21 protein-coding genes are annotated in these 18,410 nt (G+C 68.3%); 10 read left to right on the forward strand and 11 right to left on the reverse strand.

Annotated elements, in window-relative coordinates:
- The first annotated feature begins 128 nt into the window (after positions 1-128).
- Both IEY68_RS34925 and IEY68_RS34930 read left to right on the forward strand, forming a co-directional pair.
- Entirely contained in the window at positions 129-1,490 is a 1,362-nt protein-coding gene (locus tag IEY68_RS34925; protein ID WP_058855130.1) for an NCS2 family permease, read from the forward strand.
- Between the two features lie 94 nt (positions 1,491-1,584).
- A complete protein-coding gene (locus IEY68_RS34930) occupies positions 1,585-2,130 on the forward strand; it encodes a DoxX family protein (protein WP_058855129.1) in 546 nt (181 codons plus the stop codon).
- Positions 2,131-2,345: 215 nt separating this feature from the next.
- On the opposite strand, the gene IEY68_RS34935 is transcribed toward IEY68_RS34930, so the two are convergent.
- Complete coding sequence (locus IEY68_RS34935; protein ID WP_058855128.1) at positions 2,346-4,394, reverse strand: ATP-dependent DNA helicase; 2,049 nt, start codon at positions 4,392-4,394, stop codon at positions 2,346-2,348.
- A 125-nt stretch (positions 4,395-4,519) separates the two neighbouring features.
- On the opposite strand from IEY68_RS34935, the gene IEY68_RS34940 reads away from it, so the two are divergent.
- The 3 genes from IEY68_RS34940 to IEY68_RS34950 all read left to right on the forward strand — a co-directional run bounded on the left by IEY68_RS34940 (position 4,520) and on the right by IEY68_RS34950 (position 6,365).
- Positions 4,520-5,395: an oxidoreductase gene (locus IEY68_RS34940; protein WP_058855127.1), complete on the forward strand. Its 876-nt coding sequence runs from the start codon at positions 4,520-4,522 to the stop codon at positions 5,393-5,395.
- Between the two features lie 74 nt (positions 5,396-5,469).
- Positions 5,470-6,000, forward strand: a complete 531-nt coding sequence (locus IEY68_RS34945; protein ID WP_058855126.1) for a hypothetical protein — start codon at positions 5,470-5,472, stop codon at positions 5,998-6,000.
- Positions 5,997-6,365, forward strand: a complete 369-nt coding sequence (locus IEY68_RS34950) for a DUF3817 domain-containing protein (RefSeq protein WP_058855125.1) — start codon at positions 5,997-5,999, stop codon at positions 6,363-6,365. The genes IEY68_RS34945 and IEY68_RS34950 overlap by 4 nt, the downstream gene beginning before the upstream one ends.
- A gap of 10 nt (positions 6,366-6,375) precedes the next feature.
- Here the strand turns inward: IEY68_RS34950 and rdgB are convergent, their stop codons facing one another.
- The 10 genes from rdgB to clpS form a co-directional block, all read right to left on the reverse strand.
- Entirely contained in the window at positions 6,376-6,984 is a 609-nt protein-coding gene (rdgB, locus tag IEY68_RS34955) for an RdgB/HAM1 family non-canonical purine NTP pyrophosphatase (RefSeq protein ID WP_058855124.1), read from the reverse strand.
- Entirely contained in the window at positions 6,984-7,757 is a 774-nt protein-coding gene (gene rph, locus IEY68_RS34960) for a ribonuclease PH (protein ID WP_058855123.1), read from the reverse strand. Before rph ends, rdgB begins: the two co-directional genes overlap by 1 nt.
- Before the next feature lie 46 nt (positions 7,758-7,803).
- The gene (locus IEY68_RS34965) at positions 7,804-8,568 is read right to left on the reverse strand and encodes a cyclic nucleotide-degrading phosphodiesterase (protein ID WP_058855122.1); all 765 of its coding nucleotides are present in this window, start codon (positions 8,566-8,568) and stop codon (positions 7,804-7,806) included.
- A 69-nt stretch (positions 8,569-8,637) separates the two neighbouring features.
- Positions 8,638-9,357 (reverse strand): rhomboid family intramembrane serine protease, encoded by a 720-nt coding sequence (locus IEY68_RS34970; protein WP_058855121.1) that lies wholly within the window; start codon positions 9,355-9,357, stop codon positions 8,638-8,640.
- Positions 9,358-9,399: 42 nt separating this feature from the next.
- The gene (locus tag IEY68_RS34975) at positions 9,400-10,362 is read right to left on the reverse strand and encodes a PLP-dependent cysteine synthase family protein (protein ID WP_058855120.1); all 963 of its coding nucleotides are present in this window, start codon (positions 10,360-10,362) and stop codon (positions 9,400-9,402) included.
- A 5-nt stretch (positions 10,363-10,367) separates the two neighbouring features.
- Positions 10,368-10,646 (reverse strand): MoaD/ThiS family protein, encoded by a 279-nt coding sequence (locus tag IEY68_RS34980; RefSeq protein ID WP_058855119.1) that lies wholly within the window; start codon positions 10,644-10,646, stop codon positions 10,368-10,370.
- A 52-nt stretch (positions 10,647-10,698) separates the two neighbouring features.
- Entirely contained in the window at positions 10,699-11,121 is a 423-nt protein-coding gene (locus IEY68_RS34985) for a M67 family metallopeptidase (RefSeq protein ID WP_058855118.1), read from the reverse strand.
- Positions 11,122-11,577: 456 nt separating this feature from the next.
- Positions 11,578-12,639 carry a P1 family peptidase gene (locus tag IEY68_RS34990; protein WP_058855117.1) on the reverse strand — a complete coding sequence of 354 codons (1,062 nt, stop codon included), beginning with the start codon at positions 12,637-12,639 and terminating at the stop codon, positions 11,578-11,580.
- Positions 12,636-13,205 (reverse strand): oxidative stress transcriptional regulator AosR, encoded by a 570-nt coding sequence (gene aosR, locus IEY68_RS34995; protein ID WP_058855116.1) that lies wholly within the window; start codon positions 13,203-13,205, stop codon positions 12,636-12,638. Before aosR ends, IEY68_RS34990 begins: the two co-directional genes overlap by 4 nt.
- Positions 13,206-13,226: 21 nt before the next feature.
- Entirely contained in the window at positions 13,227-13,589 is a 363-nt protein-coding gene (clpS, locus tag IEY68_RS35000; RefSeq protein WP_058855115.1) for an ATP-dependent Clp protease adapter ClpS, read from the reverse strand.
- Between the two features lie 217 nt (positions 13,590-13,806).
- Between clpS and IEY68_RS35005 the strand changes: the two genes are divergently transcribed.
- The 5 genes from IEY68_RS35005 (at position 13,807) to IEY68_RS35025 (ending at position 18,247) form a co-directional block, all read left to right on the forward strand.
- Positions 13,807-15,057 (forward strand): nicotinate phosphoribosyltransferase, encoded by a 1,251-nt coding sequence (locus tag IEY68_RS35005; protein ID WP_229719224.1) that lies wholly within the window; start codon positions 13,807-13,809, stop codon positions 15,055-15,057.
- Between the two features lie 27 nt (positions 15,058-15,084).
- Entirely contained in the window at positions 15,085-15,660 is a 576-nt protein-coding gene (locus IEY68_RS35010) for an isochorismatase family protein (RefSeq protein ID WP_058855114.1), read from the forward strand.
- A gap of 51 nt (positions 15,661-15,711) precedes the next feature.
- Entirely contained in the window at positions 15,712-16,047 is a 336-nt protein-coding gene (locus IEY68_RS35015) for an MmcQ/YjbR family DNA-binding protein (protein ID WP_058855113.1), read from the forward strand.
- Positions 16,048-16,166: 119 nt separating this feature from the next.
- Positions 16,167-16,826 (forward strand): PadR family transcriptional regulator, encoded by a 660-nt coding sequence (locus IEY68_RS35020; RefSeq protein ID WP_058855112.1) that lies wholly within the window; start codon positions 16,167-16,169, stop codon positions 16,824-16,826.
- Between the two features lie 182 nt (positions 16,827-17,008).
- Positions 17,009-18,247: an FAD-dependent oxidoreductase gene (locus tag IEY68_RS35025; protein ID WP_058855111.1), complete on the forward strand. Its 1,239-nt coding sequence runs from the start codon at positions 17,009-17,011 to the stop codon at positions 18,245-18,247.
- Positions 18,248-18,410: the final 163 nt, after the last annotated feature.

Here is an 18,410-nt window from a genome sequence, read left to right on the forward strand (position 1 = left end):
CCGGTTCGGGTTCGGCCACATACACGCCGGGTGCCGGCCGGAGTGGCGCCCGGCGAGTTCCTGCCGGACTCCGGTCCGCTCCCCGTCCGCGTGCGGACGGATGTCATGTCCAGCCGACTGGAGGTCCCATGGCCACCGATCTTCTGACCCGGACCCGCGGGCGGATCGATACCTATTTCGCTGTCGGGGTGCACGGTTCGACCATGCGCCGCGAGCTCATGGCGGGAACGGTGACGTTCCTGGCCATGTGTTACGTGCTGGCGGTGAATCCGTCCATCCTGGGCGATCAGGGCGCGCTCAGCGAGCAGGGCATCCCCACACAGGCGGTGTTCACCGCGACGGCGGTCTCGGCGGTGGCCGGGTCCCTGGTGATGGGGTTGTGGGCGCGCTATCCGATCGCGCTGGCGCCCGGGATGGGGCTGAACGCGTTCTTCGCTTTCTCGGTGGTGCTGGGTATGGGGATCCCGTGGCAGGTCGCGCTGTCGGGCACGTTGCTGTCCGGGGTGATCTTCTTCGTGCTGGCGGTGACCAGGATCCGGGAGAAGATCCTCAACGCGATCCCGCTGCAGTTGAAGCTGGCGGTCGCGGCCGGGGTAGGCGTTTTCGTGGCGTTTCTCGGATTCAAGAACGCGGGCATCGTAGTGGCCAGCGACGCGACCCTGGTGAAGCTCGGCGACTTCACCCAGGGCACTACGATGCTGGCGCTGTTCGGCCTGGTGGTGACGGTGATCTTTCTGGTGCGCGGCTGGCACGGAGCGGTGCTGTACGGCATCGTGCTGACCGCCGTCGTCGGAATGATCGCCGGACTGGTGGATGTACCCGACGGAATCGCCGCGCTGCCCCGCGGTCTGGACGAGACCTTCGGGCAGGCGGTCATTCATCTGCCCGACGCGTTCACCGCGCAGATGGCCGTGGTGATCCTGACCATGCTGTTCGTCGATTTCTTCGATGCGTCCGGAACACTCATCGGGGTCGCGAATCAAGCCGGTCTGCTGAACAGTGAAGGCGAATTGCCGCGAGCCAAGAGCGCACTGTCGGCCGATGCGGTGGGCACTATGGCGGGTGCGGTGATAGGTACCTCCACGACCACGGCCTATGTGGAATCGACCGCCGGTGTGTCGGCGGGCGGTAGAACCGGGCTCACCGCCGTGGTGACGGCCGCCTGGTTCGCGGTGGCGATGTTCTGCTATCCGATCTTCGCGGTGGTGGCGGGTTCGGGTGCGGTGACCGCGGCCGCGCTGATCGTGGTCGGGGTGCTCATGGCCCGGTCGCTGGGGGATATCGATTGGACCCGGTTGGAGTTCGCCGTACCGGCGTTCATCACCATCGTGATGATGCCGCTGACGTATTCGATCGCCAACGGCCTGGCCATGGGAATGATCTTCTATCCGGTGGTGATGGCCGCCCGCGGCCGGTTCCGCGAGGTGCATCCGGTGATGTGGGTGCTGACACTCATCTTCCTGAGCTATTTCTTCTTCCTGGCGGAATAGCCGAGGACCTGGTTGGCTACCGGTATCGGAAAGAACGGGACTGCGGTCCGTTTGTTTCCGTGGCTAACTATCCGGATAGGAATGAGGGGTTCTCATGACCGTCGACTCGACGTCGGTCCGTACCGCCGTTCCGGCGAGCACGGACCGGAATTTGTCCTCCGATATCGGCCTGCTGATCCTGCGGGTGGTGTTCGGCCTACTGTTGGCCGCGCACGGTAGTCAGAAACTCTTCGGCTGGTTCGACGGGCCGGGCCTACGGGCCAACAACGCCGCTTTCGAAGAGATGGGTTTCAATCCAGGCAGCTTCTTCGGCACGCTGGCCGGGCTCTGCGAATCCGTGGGTGGACTGCTGCTCGCGCTGGGCGCGCTGTCCCCGCTGGGCGCGGCCATTGTACTGGGCACCACCATCGTCATCATCAATACGAGCTTCAGCGGCGGGCTGCTCACCGGCGGCGAGGGCTACGAGACGGGCCTGCTCTACGCCACTGCCGCGGCCGCCCTGGCGTTCACGGGGCCGGGCCGCTTCTCGGTGGACGGCAATCGCCCGTGGGCTCGCGGCGGAGTGGTCTGGGGTGTGATCGCGGTGGTGGTCGCCGTGGTTGCCGCGGTGCTCACCCTGATCTTCAAGAGTGTGCTCTGAGCTTTCGGTAGTGGACCGGCGGCGCCGGGGCCCCGTGCGCTCAGCGGCATCATGAGCTTCCGGAACAGCGGCAGGTCCTGGCCGTAAGTGGCCGCATATCCGGCGCCGGTAGCGCCGGTGCTCACCGACGCGTCGGGGACCGGGGCTCCGGGCGGACCGCCGGGCGCTCGCACCGTAGGCCGGTCCTCGTTTCGTTCCCGCGAACGAAGGTCCGGTCAGACCGTCGCGGCGGCGGACAGGCGGCGCAACGCCTCGGCCACCACCTCCGGGTCGGCCGTCTCCCAGTACGGCGGCAGTGACGCCCGCAGGAATCCGCCGTAGCGCGCCGTGGCCAGGCGGGGGTCGAGGATGGCCACGACCCCGCGGTCGTCGACACTGCGCAGCAACCGCCCCGTGCCCTGGGCGAGGAGAAGCGCCGCGTGACTCGCGGCAACCGTGAGGAACCCGTTGCCCCCGCGCGATTCGACGGCCCGCTGCCGGGCCGCCAGCAGCGGATCGTCGGGCCGGGGGAACGGGATGCGATCCAGGATCACCAGGCTCAACGACGGGCCCGGGACATCCACGCCCTGCCAGAGCGAAAGAGTTCCGAAGAGCGAGGTTTCCGGGTCGTCGGCGAATTTCCGCACCAGGGCGCCGGTGGAGTCCTCGCCCTGGCACAGGATGGGAGTGTCGAGGCGTTTGCGCAGTACTTCGGTGGCGGCTTTGGCGGCACGCATGGAGGAGAAGAGCCCGAGCGTGCGCCCGCCCGCGGCGCCGACCAAGCGCTCTATCTCGTCCAGGTAGGCCGGTGGCAGCCCGTCCCGGCCGGGCGCCGGCAGATGCTGGGCGACGTAGAGGATCCCCGACTTGGCGTGATCGAACGGCGAACCGACGTCCAGCGAGGTCCAGCGCACGGTATCGGCGTCGTTCGGCGCCTCGGCGCTGTTGGCCGTCGCCGGGTCCACCCGGCCGCCGGATTGCGGCGGCAGACCCCAGGTGCGGGCGAGGCCGTCGAAATTTCCGCCGATCTGCAGAGTCGCCGAGGTGAGGACGACCGTTGCCGCACCGAACAATTGGCTGCGCAGCAGCCCGCCCACGGCCAGCGGCGCCATCCGCAGCGTGCGCCGGGTGACACCGCGGATCTCGTCCGCCGACAACCACACCACATCGCGGCGTACCGCCGGATCGGGTTCGTCGAAGGCGGTGAGCGCGCGGACCGCGCTGTCGTGGATCTCCTCTACCCCGGCGATGGCCATGTTGCGGCCGGCGGCGGCCTCGGGATCGTTACCGGGACCGCCCGAACCCTGCGGGTTGAGCGCGGTGCGGGCGTTCCAGGCGGCGTCCCGGATCAGCGCCAGCACTCCGCCGATACCTTCGGGCAGGCTGTCCCAGCGGACCGGCGGCAGCTCGTCGAGCACGCTGTGCCAGGCTTCGGCTGCCTCCTCGAGCCGGTCGACCTCCTGCTCGTCGATGAGTTTCGCGCAGCGCCGGGCGGCGGTGCTGATGGCGGTGGCGGACAGTTCCGCTGTCGCGATCCCGGTCACCCGGTCGACCAGCTCGTGTGCCTCGTCCACCACCACCAGATCGTGTTCCGGCAGGACCTGCACGCCGCTGATCGCATCGATCGCCAGGAGGGCGTGGTTGGTGACGACGATATCGGCCTGCGCGGATTCGGCCCGCGCCCGTTCGGCGAAACAGTCCTGCCCGAACGGGCAGCGGGATTTACCGAGGCATTCGCGCGAGGAGACGCTGACCTGCCGCCAGGCCCGATCGCCGACGCCCGGCGTGAGTTCGTCGCGGTCGCCGGTCTCGGTATCGGAGGCCCATTCGTTGAGCCGTTTCACTTCGCGGCCGAGCCGCGAGACCGCGAACGCGTCGAACAGTTCGGCCTCGGCGGGTTCCTCCGGGATCGCGCTATTGATCTTGTTCAGGCACAGGTAGTTGTTGCGCCCCTTGAGGATCGCGAACTCCGGCGTACGGCCCAGCGGTTTCGTCAGCGCCTCGGCCAGGCGGGGGAGATCCCGGTCCACCAGCTGGCGCTGTAGCGCGATGGTCGCCGTGGAGATCACCACCGTGCGACCGGTGCGCACCGCGTACCGCAGGCTGGGCACCAGGTATGCGAGCGATTTCCCGGTGCCGGTCCCGGCCTGTACGGCGAGATGCTCCTTGTTCTGGATGGCATTGTCCACCGCCGCGGCCATCGTCATCTGACCCGGGCGTTCCTTGCCGCCGAGCGCGGTCACAGCGTTCGCCAGCAGGTCTGATACGGGCGGGAGTTCGGGCACTCGGGCAGCCTACTGCGCCGCACCGACAGCTGTGCGCCCAGTCGCGAACCGGCCTGTCCTTCCCACTGGACACCGGAGGCCGTACCGCTCTTCCCACCGATCTTACTCAGAAGTAAGGTCGGGTCATGGCGTGGAAACCTGATCAGATTGCCGACCAGCGCGGGCGCACCTTCGTTGTCACCGGAGCCAACGGCGGGCTCGGTGCCGAGACCACCAAGGTACTCGCTGGGAAAGGGGCCACCGTGGTGCTGGCCTGCCGCAACACCGAGAAGGCGCAGCAGATCGCCGACTCCATCGGCGGTGATCTCCGGGTGCGTCGGCTGGATCTGGCCGATCTGTCCTCGGTCCGGGAATTCGCCGACGCGACCGATGAATTCGATGTACTCGTCAACAACGCCGGTCTGATGAACGTGCCGTTCTCGCGGACCACCGACGGTTTCGAAACCCAGTTCGGGGTGAACCATCTCGGTCACTTCGCGCTGACCGGGCTGCTGCTGGACCGGATGCGCGACCGCGTGGTGACGCTGGCCAGTATCGCCCACAAGCAGACCCCCAAGTTCTGGGTCGACGACCTGAACTACGAGCACCGGCGCTACCAGCGCAACCTGGCCTACGCCCAGGCCAAACTGTCCAACCTGATGTTCGCGCGTGAACTCCAGCGCCGGCTGGGAGCGGCCGGATCCGCGAAACGCTCCTACGGAGTGCACCCGGGCGTCTCGGCGACCGAACTGTTCACCCGCACCGAGACTCCGCTGGACTGGGTCAGTAAGCCGGTCATCAAGCTGATCGGGCACGCCCCGGCGAAAGCCGCGCATTCGACACTGTTCGCCGCCACCACTCCGGATGCCGACCCGGAAACGTACTGGGGCCCGACCCGGCTGTTCCAGTCGCAGGGACCGGTGGAGGCGTCGCCGTCGACCCGTCTGTCCAAGAACACCGAACTGTGGCGGCGGCTGTGGGAGGAATCCGAGCGTCTCACCGGGGTCGCCTACAAGTTCTGACCGGCGCCGATACCGGCGGCCGCGATACCCACCTCACACTACGGTCCGTGTAGTAGACGGGTACCGTGGTAGCCGTGTCCGCAACAGCTCGTCGCACCGTGCACCGCCCGGCCCTGATCGTCCTGGTGGTCGTGCTGGCACTGGCCGCGCTGCTCCTGGGCTGGTGGCAGTGGGAGCGGTTCTCCTCGGCCAGCGGTACGGCACAGAACCTCGGGTACGCGCTGCAATGGCCGTTGTTCGCGGGGTTCGCCCTGTACGCCTACTTCCGGTTCGTGCGGTTGGAACAGGAGTCCGGCGGCGCGGGGGAGCCCGGCGGTGCCACCGGCGTGCCCGCGGAGGCGGATGCGCCGGCCGGACCGGAAGGCACGGTGGACGTAGCCGCTTCGCGCGCGAAGACCGGACTGTTCGCCGGCCGGCGCAGTGCCCCGGCGTACGCCCCGCGTGAGATTCCGGCCGGTTTCCTGCCCGAACGTCCACACGCCGCCCAGGACGACGACCCTGTGCTCGCCGAATACAACAGCTACCTGGCCCGCCTGAATGCCGACGACGGCGCCACGGGCCGCCCGGCGGGCAGGGCCCGCGAAACCGAGAGGAGCGCGGGTTGACCGCGAGCGAGAACGCCACCACCACACCCGAGGCCGGCGCCGCCGCGCCCACCGGCGACCGGCGGACCGCTGGAGCGCTGCTGCGCTACCGCGTCCTGGCCTGGGTCACCGGCCTGTGGCTGCTGTTCCTCACCGCCGAGATGATCGCCAAATACGGGTTCGGCGTGGACACCCCGAGTTGGATCGCGGTGGTGCACGGCTGGGCGTACTTCATCTACCTGATCCTCACCGCCGATCTGGCAGTGAAGGTCCGCTGGCCGATAAAACGCACCGTCGGCACGCTGCTCGCGGGCACGATCCCGCTGCTGTCGTTCTTCGTCGAGCATCGCAACACCCAGCAGGTCAAGCGGGACTTCGGGGTCTGACCGAGCCGCGCTAGCCCGCCAGCGCCGCGAGCGCCGGGAGCAGCTGCGCCAGCGCGCGACCACGATGTGAGGCCCCGTCCTTCTCGGCCGGGGTGAGCTGCGCGGCGCTGAGTTGCCCGCCGTCGGGGTGGAACAGCGGGTCGTAACCGAAACCGCCGTCACCCTGCGGCTCCCTGGCCAGGGTTCCCGGCCATTCACCGCGCACCACGATCTCCGCACCGGCCGGGATCACCAGTGCGCACGCGGAGACGAAACTGGCGCCCCGGCGCTCGTCCGGTGTATCGGACAGTTGCGCCAGCAACAGCGTGTTGTTCGCGGCATCGTCGCCATGTCGGCCCGCCCAGCGCGCCGACAGCACCCCCGGCATCCCGTTGAGCGCGTCGACCGCGATCCCGGAATCATCGGCGATACACGGCAACCGCGTGGCACGCGCCCCGTCACGTGCCTTGGCCAGCGCGTTCTCCTCGAAGGTCGCGCCTGTTTCCGGTGCCTCCGGGTACTCCGGCACATCGTCGAGCCCGACGATTTCCAGGCCCGCCACCCCGGCGTCGGCCAGGATGCGGCGCAGTTCGGTCAGTTTCTTGGCATTGCGGCTGGCGAGCAGAACCCGGCGCGTCATTACTTCTTCTTCGAGTTCTCGGCGGCCTCCGGCAGCACGCCCGGATAGGGCAGGGCCAGCGCCTCCTTCTGCACGGTGAACAGCTGCTCGCAACCGGCCAATGCCGAGTCGAGCAATTTGTCGAGGGTGGACCGTGGGAAGGTCGCGCCTTCACCGGTGCCCTGGATCTCCACCAATGTCCCGGTATCGGTGGCCACCACGTTCATATCGACCTCGGCGCGGGAATCCTCCTCGTAGGGAAGATCGAGCCGGACCCGGCCGTCCACCACACCGACACTGACCGCGGCGATTCCGCAGGAGATCGGCTGCGGATCGGCCAGGCCGCCGGCCGCGCCGAGATAGGTGACCGCATCCGCCAGTGCCACATATGCGCCGGTGATCGCGGCTGTCCGGGTGCCGCCGTCGGCCTGCAGTACATCGCAATCGACGGCGATGGTGTTCTCGCCGATGGCGGCGAGGTCGATACAGGCCCGCAGGGAGCGGCCGACCAAACGGCTGATCTCCTGGGTGCGTCCGCCGACCTTGCCCTTGACCGATTCCCGGCCGCTGCGAGTATGTGTGGCGGCCGGCAGCATCGCGTACTCGGCGGTCAGCCAGCCCAGGCCCGATTCGCGCCGCCACGGTGGCACACCCTCGGTGACGCTGGCCGTGCACATCACCCGGGTCTGCCCGAACTCCACCAGCACCGAACCTGCCGGGTGCGTGGTGAAACCTCGAGTTATCCGTACCTCGCGGAGTTCGTCGTCCGCCCTGCCATCGGCTCGTCTCGACACGGGCTCAGCGTAGTGGGTACCCGTGCCGGGACATGCCTGGGGCGGTCTAGAGGTCGAAGGTCTCACCAGGGGTCACCGCGTGCACCGGCCCGGCGAACGCGGCCTTGGCCTCGGCGATGACATCTTCACGGGAGGTCCACGGCGGGATATGGGTGAGCAGCAGTTCCCCGACCTCGGCCTCGGCGGCGATCCGGCCGGCTTCGGTACCCGAAAGGTGGACGCCCGCAGGGCGATTGGCCGGATCGTGGGTCCACGACGCTTCGGCCATGAGGACATCGGCGCCCTGGGCCAGTTCCTGTACGGCCGGACAGACCGCGGTATCACCGGTGTAGACGAAGGTGCGGCCCGTCGCGGTGACGATCCGCAGACCGTAGGACTCCGGCGGATGGAACATGCGCCGCGCGGTGATGGTGTGCCCGGGCCCGAACTCCGCCGCCTCGCCCTCGGCCCACGGGCGGAAGTCGATCACATCGGACCAGTCGTCGCAGTCCCCGCCGATCTCGGCCGAGGCGTTGCCGATACGCAGCGGCGCGTCCGACGGGCCGCGTACGATCGCTTTCCCGGTGGGGGGAGAAGGGTGGTAACGCCGCCACACGAGGAGACCGGGAAGGTCGAGGCAGTGATCGGCGTGCAGGTGGGTGAGGAAGATGTCGACCTCACCCGGATCGGCGAAACGCTGCAGCGCACCGAGGATGCCCGGACCGAAATCGATGACGACCGGCGACATGTCCGGACCGGTCAGCAGATAACCCGACGCGGGGGAATCCGGGCCGGACACACTGCCCGAGCACCCGAGGACGGTGAGGCGCATGTCACCATGCTGCCACGATGTTTCCCGACTCAAGACCGCATCCCCCGAAAATACTGGCCGCGCCCACGGTCACCGGGGTGGGACGAGTGGCCCGGTGCGGAGTTGACGGCGGTGTCGACGTTCATCACTGGAGAGTACCCACCCGGCGAACAGTCCACCCATAGCGCCGAAAAGGTGTCCCTGCCAGGATATTCCGTCTTGACCCGGCAGTACTCCCCACAGCAGTGAGCCGTAGAGAACCAGGACCACCAGCCCCAGCACGATCTGTCCGATCTGCCGGGCGAACCAGCCCCGGCAGATGAGGTAGGTGAGCCAGCCGAACACCAGCGAAGACGCACCGACGTGCACGGTGTTCTCGCCGCCGGTCAGCCAGGTGCCCACACCGGCGACGATCCACACGATCGCGGTGGCGGCCAGGCCACGGCGGATACCGGTGGCGAGGGTCAGGAAGAAGAGGATCAGCACGGGCAGGGTATTGCCGATCAGATGGTCCCAGCCGTGGTGCAGCAGCGGCGCGAAGGCGATCCCGTCCAGACCGTCGACCTCGCGGGGCTCGATCCCCAGCGTCCGGTCGACCGAGAAGTCGATCATCGCGTCGACGACCTCGATCAGATACAGCACGATCAGGAATGCCACGGCCAGGATCCCGGCCCGCGACCAGGTGCGACGAGTCGCGGCGAACCGCCCCGCGGCCGGCCCGCCGGTGGCCGGTCCACCACCCTGTTGTGGTCGGAGTGCGGCGATACGGTCGGGGTCGAACGATGCCCCCAGCGGTGCACCACCGGTCATGGCGATCTCCTTGTTCTCGGCGGCACCTTCGGCGCCGATAACTCAAGCCCAGAGTTGGCCGTCGAGGCGCTCCTCGGCTTCTTCGAGGGTCCCGTCGTAGGCGCCGGTGGAGAGGTATTTCCAGCCGCCGTCGGCGACGACGAAGGCGATATCGGCGCGTCGGCCCGCGGCGACCGCTTTACGGGCGACCCCGAGCGCGGCGTGCAGGATGGCGCCGGTCGAGATACCCGCGAAGATACCCTCTTCTCCGACCAGTTCGCGGGTGCGGCGCACGGCGTCGTAGGGGCCCACGGAGAAACGGCTGGTGAGCACCGCTTCGTCGTACAGCTCGGGAATGAAACCCTCGTCGATGTTGCGCAGGCCGTAGACCAGTTCGCCGTAGCGGGGTTCGGCCGCGACGATCTCGATATTCGGCACCCTTTCCCGCAGGTACCGGCCCGTTCCCATCAGGGTTCCGGTGGTACCCAGACCGGCCACGAAATGAGTGATCTCGGGCAGATCGGCGAGGATCTCCGGACCGGTGGTCTCGTAGTGGGCGAGCGCGTTGGCCGGGTTGCCGTACTGGTACAGCATCACCCAGTCGGGGTTCGCGGCCGCGATCTCCTTGGCCTTGGCGACCGCCTGGTTCGAACCACCCGCGGCCGGCGAGTCGATGATCTCGGCGCCGAACATGGTGAGCAGCTGCCGCCGCTCCACCGAGGTGTTCTCCGGCATCACGCAGACCAGACGATAACCCTTGAGTTTCGCTGCCATGGCCAGCGAGATCCCGGTATTGCCGCTGGTGGGTTCCAGGATGGTGCACCCGGGCGTCAGCAGACCCTCGGCTTCGGCCTGCTCGATCATGCGCAGCGCGGGCCGGTCCTTGATGGACCCGGTGGGGTTGCGGTCCTCGAGTTTGGCCCACAACCGCACCGGCTGTTCGCCCTCCCACTGCGGGGACAGGGTGCGCAGTCCGACCAGCGGGGTGTTCCCGAGGGTCGCGATCAGTGATTCGTAGCGTGCCACGGGACTTATCGGGCCCCGCCCGCGACGGCCGGCAGGATGGTCACGGTCGAACCCTCACCCACCGAGGTCTGCAGCCCGCCGGAGAACCGCACATCCTCGTCGTCGACGTAGATATTGACGTACCGGTTCAGCTTGCCCTCGTTGAGCAGCCGCTCGGCCAGACCCGGGTGGTTGGATTCCAGATCCTCGATCACCGCGGCGAGCGTGGACCCCTCGGCCGCGACGCGCTTCTCGCCTCCGGTGTGGGTGCGCATGATGGTCGGGATGGACACGGTGACCGGCATGGGTGCTGCTCCTCGCTGTGTACTCGGTGAATGGGTCGGAAAACTATAGTGGTCAGGCGGTTTGGTAGGCGTCGACTATCCGCACCGGCTCCTCGGTGACCTCGCCGTCGACGATCCGGTAGCTGCGCAGTTCGTGCTGATCGGCGTCGCGGGTGGAGATCAGTACGTAGTGGGCGCCCGGTTCGGCGGCGTAGGAGATATCGGTGCGGCTCGGGTAGGCCTCGGTCGCGGTGTGCGAGTGGTAGATGACCACCGGTTCCTCGTCGGCGTCGTCCATGGCCCGCCAGACCTTCAACTGTTCGCCGGAATCGAAACGATAGAAGGTGGGGGAGCGCTCGGCGTTCATCATCGCCACGAAACGTTCGGGCCGGTCGGAATCCTCGGGCCCCGCGATGATGCCGCAGGCTTCGTCGGGATGGTCGGCGCGCGCGTGCGCGACCATCGCATCCACCAGGTCGGCCCTGATCACGAGCACAATCGAACCCTTCCACCTCTTGTCACGGCCATCGCCGACCCCTCACTGCCGACAACTGTCGAGGATATTCGGGTATTCCCGGCACTCCACACACCCCCCGGCCATCCGGTGCGATCCCGCCCGTGCACTCGGACCATATCGAGCCCCCGACCGGCACATTCGCCACCGCCGTTCCCCTGCGAGTGGATTCACCCCCGGGCCCGCCCCGGTTCTGGAGCGACGAAGCGAAGGAGCGCAGCGACCGATCGCGTGCGGCTGGTAGTCCATAGATCGGCGACCGTTGAGCACTTACAGAGTCGTGAGTCGGCCCAGGCTGATCGAGGCGCATGCTCGCACACACCTTCTGTCCACCCCGGATGGTCCACCTCAGCGGCGGGGCCCGCCCCGGTTCTGGAGCGAAGGAGTGAAGAACCGGGGTTAACAGGGCCCCGCCCAGCGGCGCCGAAGGCGCCGCAATCAAACACTGAACAGGTCGGAGTATGCGGGGATACCGGCCACCGTATGGGCGGTGCGGATCCCGTCGACCATCGCGCGTTCCACACATACCGCCGCGGCCGTGCTCAGCGCGTCCACCAGCGGCAGGTCGGGCGGGAAGGCGGCGGGGAGCCGCGGGCCGTCCGGTGGCGTCGCGGTACCGGTGGCCAGTGCGAAGAAGGTGTCGCCGTCGAGCGGGGAGTGGGCCGGGCGTACCGCTCGCGCCAAACCGTCGTGGGCGACCGTGGCCAGCCGGCGGCAGCCCGCCGGGTCCAGCGGCGCGTCGGTGGCGACCACGCCGATCGTGGTGTTGAGCACGGTGCTCTTCACCGCCAGTGCGTTCGCGACGGCGAGCTCCTCGGCGGTACCGGGGCGCAGCCCGAAGAACTCGGGCCCGTCGGTGCCCGCGCCCCAGGGGATACCGGTTCGGGGATCGAAAACCGAGCCGACGGGATTGGCGACGACCAGCGCGCTCACTGTCACTCCGGCGGCCACGCCGTCGGTGAACCGGATGCTGGCGGTTCCGATGCCGCCCTTGAGGGCGCCGGCCTGGGCGCCGGTGCCGGCGCCGACACAGCCGCGCAGAAAATCGGGTCCGGCGGCTTCGGCTGCGTGATAACCGAATTCGGCGTCCGGGCGGGTGTACCAATCGCCGACCGGCAGGTCGAAGATGACGGCGCCCGGCACGATCGGCACCACCCGGGCCGGGTTTCCGGGCGACATGGGCAGGCCCTCGCCGTGCTCCTCGAGCCAGCGCATCACCCCGTCCGCGGCGGCGAGCCCGTAGGCGCTGCCGCCGGTGAGCAGGATCGCGTGCGCCTGCCGCACTGTGTTGGCGGGGTCGAGCAGATCGGTTTCGCGGGTGCCGGGCCCGCCGCCGCGCACATCCACCGCGGCGACCGCGCCGCCCGGCGCCCGGACCACGGTGCAGCCGGTGGCCGCGCCGGAACCGTGGGTCGCATCCGGGTCGAGGACATGGTGGTGGCCGACCAGCAGTCCGGAGACGTCGGTGAGCGAGTTGCGCGGTCCGGGGGCGGCGGTCACGGCGCCATCGCCTGCAGTAGGGAATCCTGCATCCAGGTGAGCCAGTGATAGACGTCCAGATGCGGTGCGCGGGGATCGTCGGGCGCGAACTGTTCGGGCGTGTCGGCGTCGATCTCCAAGACCACGCCGAGAGCCAGCCGCACATCGGTGAGTGCGGTGAGCCAGGCGTCGGCCTCCTCCGGAGTGATCAGGATCTTGCCGCCGTCCTCGGGAAGCGTGTGCAGCACCACCCCGGCCGCGGCCAGTTTCTCGTCGATGATCTCCGGCTCGTGCAGGCCGCGCAACGCGCTGTTCAGATCGGCTCGGTCGGCGTCGGGGGATCCCGGTTCGGCCCGATGGAATTCCGGCAGCAGCCGGGCCAGTCGCGGATCGTCGGGCGGCGCGGTGTTACCGCTGCGCAGACCGGTAAGGGCGGCGAGCTCGTCCTCGGGTGCCGAGGAGGCCCGTTCACCCAGCAGACCCGAAACCGCTCCGACCAGCGAGCGCAGCACACTGGCTTCGCGCGCATCCATCTCCGACCGCAGTTTGAGACCGCTCAATGAGTTCTTCCGGCTCCATTTACGCACGTCGCTACGGTAACCGTCCGATCAGTCGTCTCGTTGCATGGTCGCCCACAGACCGGCCGCGTGCAGGCGGCGGACATCCTGTTCCATCTTGTCCCGCGATCCCGACGATACGACCGCTCTGCCCTCGTTGTGCACCTTGAGCATGAGCTCGGTCGCCTTGGCTTTGCTGTAGCCGAACAGCTTCTGGAAAATGTAGGCGACATAGTGCATGAGGTTGACCGGATCGTCCCAGACCACCGTGACCCACGGCCGGTCCTCTGCCTCCAGGATCTCGGTGTACTCCACAGCCTCCGGTGTCGCCTGGGGTGCCGACACCGTGACGCCGGAGGCGCTGAGGAGGACCTCTGCCGTCGATGAGGGGGGTGCGGTGTTGCACAGGACCATGAATTCAAGAGTACGACGCGAGGAGTAATTCACAACACCCGGAGCAGCAACGATAGGCCCGGCCAGGCGTGCGACACACCGTCGCGGGTGCTCGGCGCCCGGCGCCGCCTCCGGCGGGCTTCCCCGCTGCGCGCACGGGCTGTTTACAGTGACATCCGTGGACCTGCGCGACGCGGCCGGCAGCACTGCTCTGCTGACCGACCAATACGAGCTCACCATGCTGGCCGCGGCTCTCGGCGACGGTTCCGCTACGCGGCGGTGCACCTTCGAAGTGTTCGCCCGACGCTTGCCGCACGGCCGCAGGTATGGAGTAGTGGCCGGTACGGGCCGTTTTCTCGATGCGCTGGCCCGGTTCCGGTTCGGTGACGCCGAGTTGGAGATCGCCGCCGGGTTCCTGGACGCGGAGACGGTCGCCTGGTTGCGCGACTACCGTTTCACCGGCGATATCGCCGGCTACCCGGAAGGCGAGCTGTATTTCCCGGGTTCGCCGGTCCTCTCGGTCACCGGGACCTTCGCCGAATGTGTGGTGCTCGAGACGCTGGCCCTGTCGGTGCTCAACCACGACAGTGCGATCGCGTCCGCGGCGGCCCGGATGGTGGGTGCCGCCGCCGGTCGCCGGATGATCGAGATGGGGTCGCGACGCACCCACGAACAGGCGGCCCCGGCCAGTGCGCGGGCGGCCTATCTGGCGGGTTTCGACGCGACCTCCAACTTGGAGGCGGTGCGCCGCTACGGCGTTCCCGGCGCGGGCACCAGCGCACACGCGTTCACCTTGGTGCACAGCGGTGCCGACGGGGAGCACGAGATCGAAGCGTTCCGCAGCCAGGTGGCGGCGCACGGGACCGGCACCACCTTGCTGGTCGACACCTTCGACATCACCCGCGGTGTCGCACTCGCGGTCGAGGTCGCCGGGCCGGAACTGGGGGCGGTGCGCATCGACTCCGGCGACCTGGGTGTCCTGGCCCGGCAGGTGCGCCGGCAACTGGACGAACTCGGTGCGGTGAAAACCCGCATCGTCGTATCCGGGGACCTCGACGAATACGCCATCGCGGCGCTGCGGGCCGAACCGGTGGATGCGTACGGGGTCGGTACCCAGCTGGTCATCGGCTCCGGCGCGCCGACCGCGGGGATGGTCTACAAACTGGTCGAGGTCGACGGTGTGCCGGTGGCCAAACGATCCAGCCACAAGGAATCCCGCGGCGGTGCGAAACGCGCGGTGCGTTCGGCGCGCGATACCGGAACCATCGTCGAGGAGATCGTCTACCAGGCGACCGCCGACCGCCCGGCGCCCGACGGGTACGAAGTACGCGAACTGATGGTTCCGCTCGTTCGTGGCGGCGCTGTCCTGGACCTGCCGCCTCTCGCCGTGTCCCGGGAGCTGGTGGCCCGCGGTCTGGTGAGTCTGCCGTGGGAGGGACTCAAACTCTCCGATGGTGAACCGGCCGTTCCGACCACATTCCTGGCCTGACCGGCCGAGGGCGAGGAGACTGGATCTATGAGACGCGCGCTGATCGTGGTGGATGTGCAGAACGATTTCTGCGAGGGCGGTTCGCTTGCCGTATCGGGCGGTACCCGTGTCGCCGAGCTGATCAGCGAATATCTGGCCGAAACCGGTTACGACGCGGTGGTGGCCACCCGTGATTACCATATCGATCCGGGCTCGCATTTCTCCGAGACCCCCGACTATGTGGACAGCTGGCCGCCGCACTGCCGGGTCGGCACCCCGGGAGCGGACTTCCATCCGAGCTTCGATACCGGCGCTTTACAGGAAATCTTCTCCAAGGGTGAGTACTCGGCGGCGTATTCGGGATTCGAAGGCGCTTCGACCGCCGGGGAGACGCTCACCGAATGGCTGCGCGCCCGCGATATCGGCGCGGTCGACGTCGCGGGTATCGCCACCGACCACTGTGTCCGGGCGACCGCCCTGGACGCGGTGGCAGCCGGTTTCGCGACACGCATCCTGCTGGGCCTGACGGCCGGGGTCACCGCGGCCACCGTCGAGAAGGCACTCGACGAACTGAGCGGTGCCGGAGTCGAGCTCTCCGGTGCGGTGGTCACGGCCCGCGCCTGAGGCCGGTCCGCAAGGGGTCTCTTGTCAGCGGGCCCGTGCACAATCACGGTCATGACCGCCACCGGGGACGATATCCGCGCCTATGCCCTGGCCCTCCCGGCCACGACCGAACAGTTCGCCTGGGGTATGCCGATCTTCCGAGTGGAAGGCCGGTTGTTCCTGACCCTGCCCGAGGACGAGACCTCGATGGCGGTGCGCTGCCCGATCATCGATCGCGACGAATTGGTGCGGGCGGAGCCGGACAAGTTCTGGATCGCGGGGCACGAGGCGAACAACGCGTGGGTCCGGGTCCGGCTCGCGGCGCTGGATGATCTCGACGAGATGCGCGACATAGTCCTGGATTCGTGGCGTCTTGCCGCTCCCGGCCCCCTGGCGGAGACCCGCTAGAAGACAGACATCTCGACCCGGCGGTCGAATGCCGACGCAACCCCGTGAGTCGAGTTAACACGACACCCTTGCCGCCAAATACTCGCTCACGTATATTCGTGGACGAGTAAGGAGGGTGTATGGCGAAGAAACGCAAGGTCGGAAATCTACTGGCCCTCGCGGTGCTCGCGGTGATGCAGGACGAAGCCATGCACCGGTATCAGATCGCGGCGCGGCTGCGCGATTACGGGAAGGACCGGGATCTCGATATCAAGTGGGGGTCCCTGTACACGGTTGTGCAGAACCTGGCCAAGGCCGGTTTTCTCGAGGTGGTGGGCAGTGAACGGGAGGGTTCGCGGCCGGAGCGGGTGATCTACCGGATCACCGCAGCCGGACGCGATGAACTCGTCGACTGGACCCGGGAGCTGATCGCCGAGCCCGAACCCGAACCCGGACGGTTCCTCGCGGGACTGTCGATCCTGGCGGTGCTGCCGCCGGACGAGGTGGCCGGACTGCTGGGACGCCGGCTCACCGTGCTGGACGAGCAGATCGCGCAGGTGAAACAGGAACTCGCGGAGCTCGCCGCAACCCTGCCCCGGTTGTTCCTCATCGAATCCGAGTACGGGCTGGCCGTATTGGCAGCCGAAGCCGAGTGGACCAGGGCGTTCCGCGCCGAACTGATCGAGGGGACCTTCCCCGATATGGCGGAATGGCAGGCATGGCATCGGAGTGGGTCCGCTGTGGACAGCGCTCGTGCCCGTGCCTATGTGGAGGGGGCTGATACGACGACCGGTCAGTGAATCGAGAACCGGGCTCGATGGAGGTGCGGCTACACCACCATCGAGCTCGGGTTACCGTCTCGGACCGTGCCCGCGCGAACGCACACCCGGCCACGAGTTTGGCAGAACACAGGATAACCGGGTGGTGGATCGCCGGGGCGGTTCGGTTGTGAACACGAACCGAACTCCTGAGGAGTACACCCATGTCCGGAATCGAGACCGCGCTGGTGATCGGCGGCGGTATCGCGGGGCCCGTGGCGGCCACCGCATTGCGAAAGGCGGGTATCGAGGCCCGCGTCTACGAGGCCTACCCGGGCCCGGCCCACACCATCGGCAGCGGCCTCGCCCTGGCACCGAACGGTGTCGCGGCCCTGGATGTGATCGGCGCCGGGGACGCCGTACGCGATATCGCGGTGCCGGTGCCGCGGATGGCGTTATCGGTCGGCCCTAAGATGCTGCCGATGCCCACACTGGGTGATCAGCCACCGTTGCAACTGGTGGAGCGCAGCGAATTGCACCGGGTGCTGTACGACCGGGCGGTGGCGGCCGGGGTGCCGGTCGAATTCGGCAAGCGCCTCGTCTCGGCGGAGCAGGCGGCGGACGGGGTCCGCGTGCGGTTCGCCGACGGCACCACCGCCACGGCGGATGTGCTGGTGGGCGCCGACGGTATCCGCTCGACTGTCCGCCGGTTGATCGATCCGGACGCCCCGGGGCCGGATTTCACCGGGATGCTCGGTTTCGGGGCGACGGTCGACTGCGCGGTCGACACCGAACCGGAGACCATCGTCTTCGCCTATGGTGCCCGCGCCTATTACCTGTACTGGCCGGCCGGACCCGGCCGGATCAGCTGGGGTGCGAATCTGCCCAGCAAGGAATATCTCTCGCTGCCGGAGGCCCGCCGAGTGCCGGCCGAGCGGTGGCTGGAGATCCTGCGCGAAACCTACGGCGACGACACCCCCGGCGGACAGCTGGCCCGGGCGACCACCCCGGCACAGCTCGAGGTCGTGGGCGCGCTGCACATCATGCCGCCCGTTCCGCGCTGGTACCGCGACCGGATGGTGCTGGTCGGCGATGCCGTGCACGCGCCGTCGAACAGCTCCGGTCAGGGGGCGTCGCTGGCGATCGAGAGCGCGATCCAGCTGGCGCGCTGTCTGCGCGATATCCCCGATCCCGCGACCGCGTTCGCCGCGTACGAGAGTCTGCGCCGCCCACGCGTCGAGGGCGTGGCCGCGCGCGCTGCGAAGATCAACCACAGCAAAACCCCGGGTCCGGTCGCCCGCAAGGTGATGCAGCTGATCATGCCGATCATGGCGCGCACGGTGATGAACCCGGAGAAGACACTCGCCGGCGAACACCGCTACCGGATCGACTGGGACGAGCCGGTGCGCGTCGCTCCTGAATCGTCATCGGCCCCGATCGCAGGCCCGATGAAGACTGTGTGAGCGCGGTTCTCGATGTGAATCCGAGGCTGATCCCGAGTTCAGCGAAGCCCACAGGGCGAGCGCCGTCCCCTCGACTCCTCCCCGAGGGGCGGCATCGGTGGCGGGGCCCGCCCCGGTTCTGGAGCGACGTAGCGAAGGTGCGCAGCGGCGCGTGTAGTCGGCC

The organism is Nocardia jinanensis, from assembly GCF_014645735.1.
Taxonomy (GTDB): Bacteria; Actinomycetota; Actinomycetes; order Mycobacteriales; family Mycobacteriaceae; genus Nocardia; species Nocardia jinanensis.

What these genes read in the sequence shown, in the direction of transcription:
- IEY68_RS34925 (WP_058855130.1), top strand. Translation starts at nt 129, where the DNA reads ATGGCCACCGATCTTCTGACCCGGACCCGCGGGCGGATCGATACCTAT.
- IEY68_RS34930 (WP_058855129.1), top strand. Translation starts at nt 1,585, where the DNA reads ATGACCGTCGACTCGACGTCGGTCCGTACCGCCGTTCCGGCGAGCACG.
- IEY68_RS34940 (WP_058855127.1), top strand. Translation starts at nt 4,520, where the DNA reads ATGGCGTGGAAACCTGATCAGATTGCCGACCAGCGCGGGCGCACCTTC.
- rdgB (WP_058855124.1), bottom strand. Translation starts at nt 6,984, where the DNA reads ATGACGCGCCGGGTTCTGCTCGCCAGCCGCAATGCCAAGAAACTGACC.
- IEY68_RS34965 (WP_058855122.1), bottom strand. Translation starts at nt 8,568, where the DNA reads ATGCGCCTCACCGTCCTCGGGTGCTCGGGCAGTGTGTCCGGCCCGGAT.
- IEY68_RS34970 (WP_058855121.1), bottom strand. Translation starts at nt 9,357, where the DNA reads ATGACCGGTGGTGCACCGCTGGGGGCATCGTTCGACCCCGACCGTATC.
- IEY68_RS34980 (WP_058855119.1), bottom strand. Translation starts at nt 10,646, where the DNA reads ATGCCGGTCACCGTGTCCATCCCGACCATCATGCGCACCCACACCGGA.
- clpS (WP_058855115.1), bottom strand. Translation starts at nt 13,589, where the DNA reads ATGGTCCTGTGCAACACCGCACCCCCCTCATCGACGGCAGAGGTCCTC.
- IEY68_RS35005 (WP_229719224.1), top strand. Translation starts at nt 13,807, where the DNA reads ATGCTGGCCGCGGCTCTCGGCGACGGTTCCGCTACGCGGCGGTGCACC.
- IEY68_RS35010 (WP_058855114.1), top strand. Translation starts at nt 15,085, where the DNA reads ATGAGACGCGCGCTGATCGTGGTGGATGTGCAGAACGATTTCTGCGAG.
- IEY68_RS35015 (WP_058855113.1), top strand. Translation starts at nt 15,712, where the DNA reads ATGACCGCCACCGGGGACGATATCCGCGCCTATGCCCTGGCCCTCCCG.
- IEY68_RS35020 (WP_058855112.1), top strand. Translation starts at nt 16,167, where the DNA reads ATGGCGAAGAAACGCAAGGTCGGAAATCTACTGGCCCTCGCGGTGCTC.
- IEY68_RS35025 (WP_058855111.1), top strand. Translation starts at nt 17,009, where the DNA reads ATGTCCGGAATCGAGACCGCGCTGGTGATCGGCGGCGGTATCGCGGGG.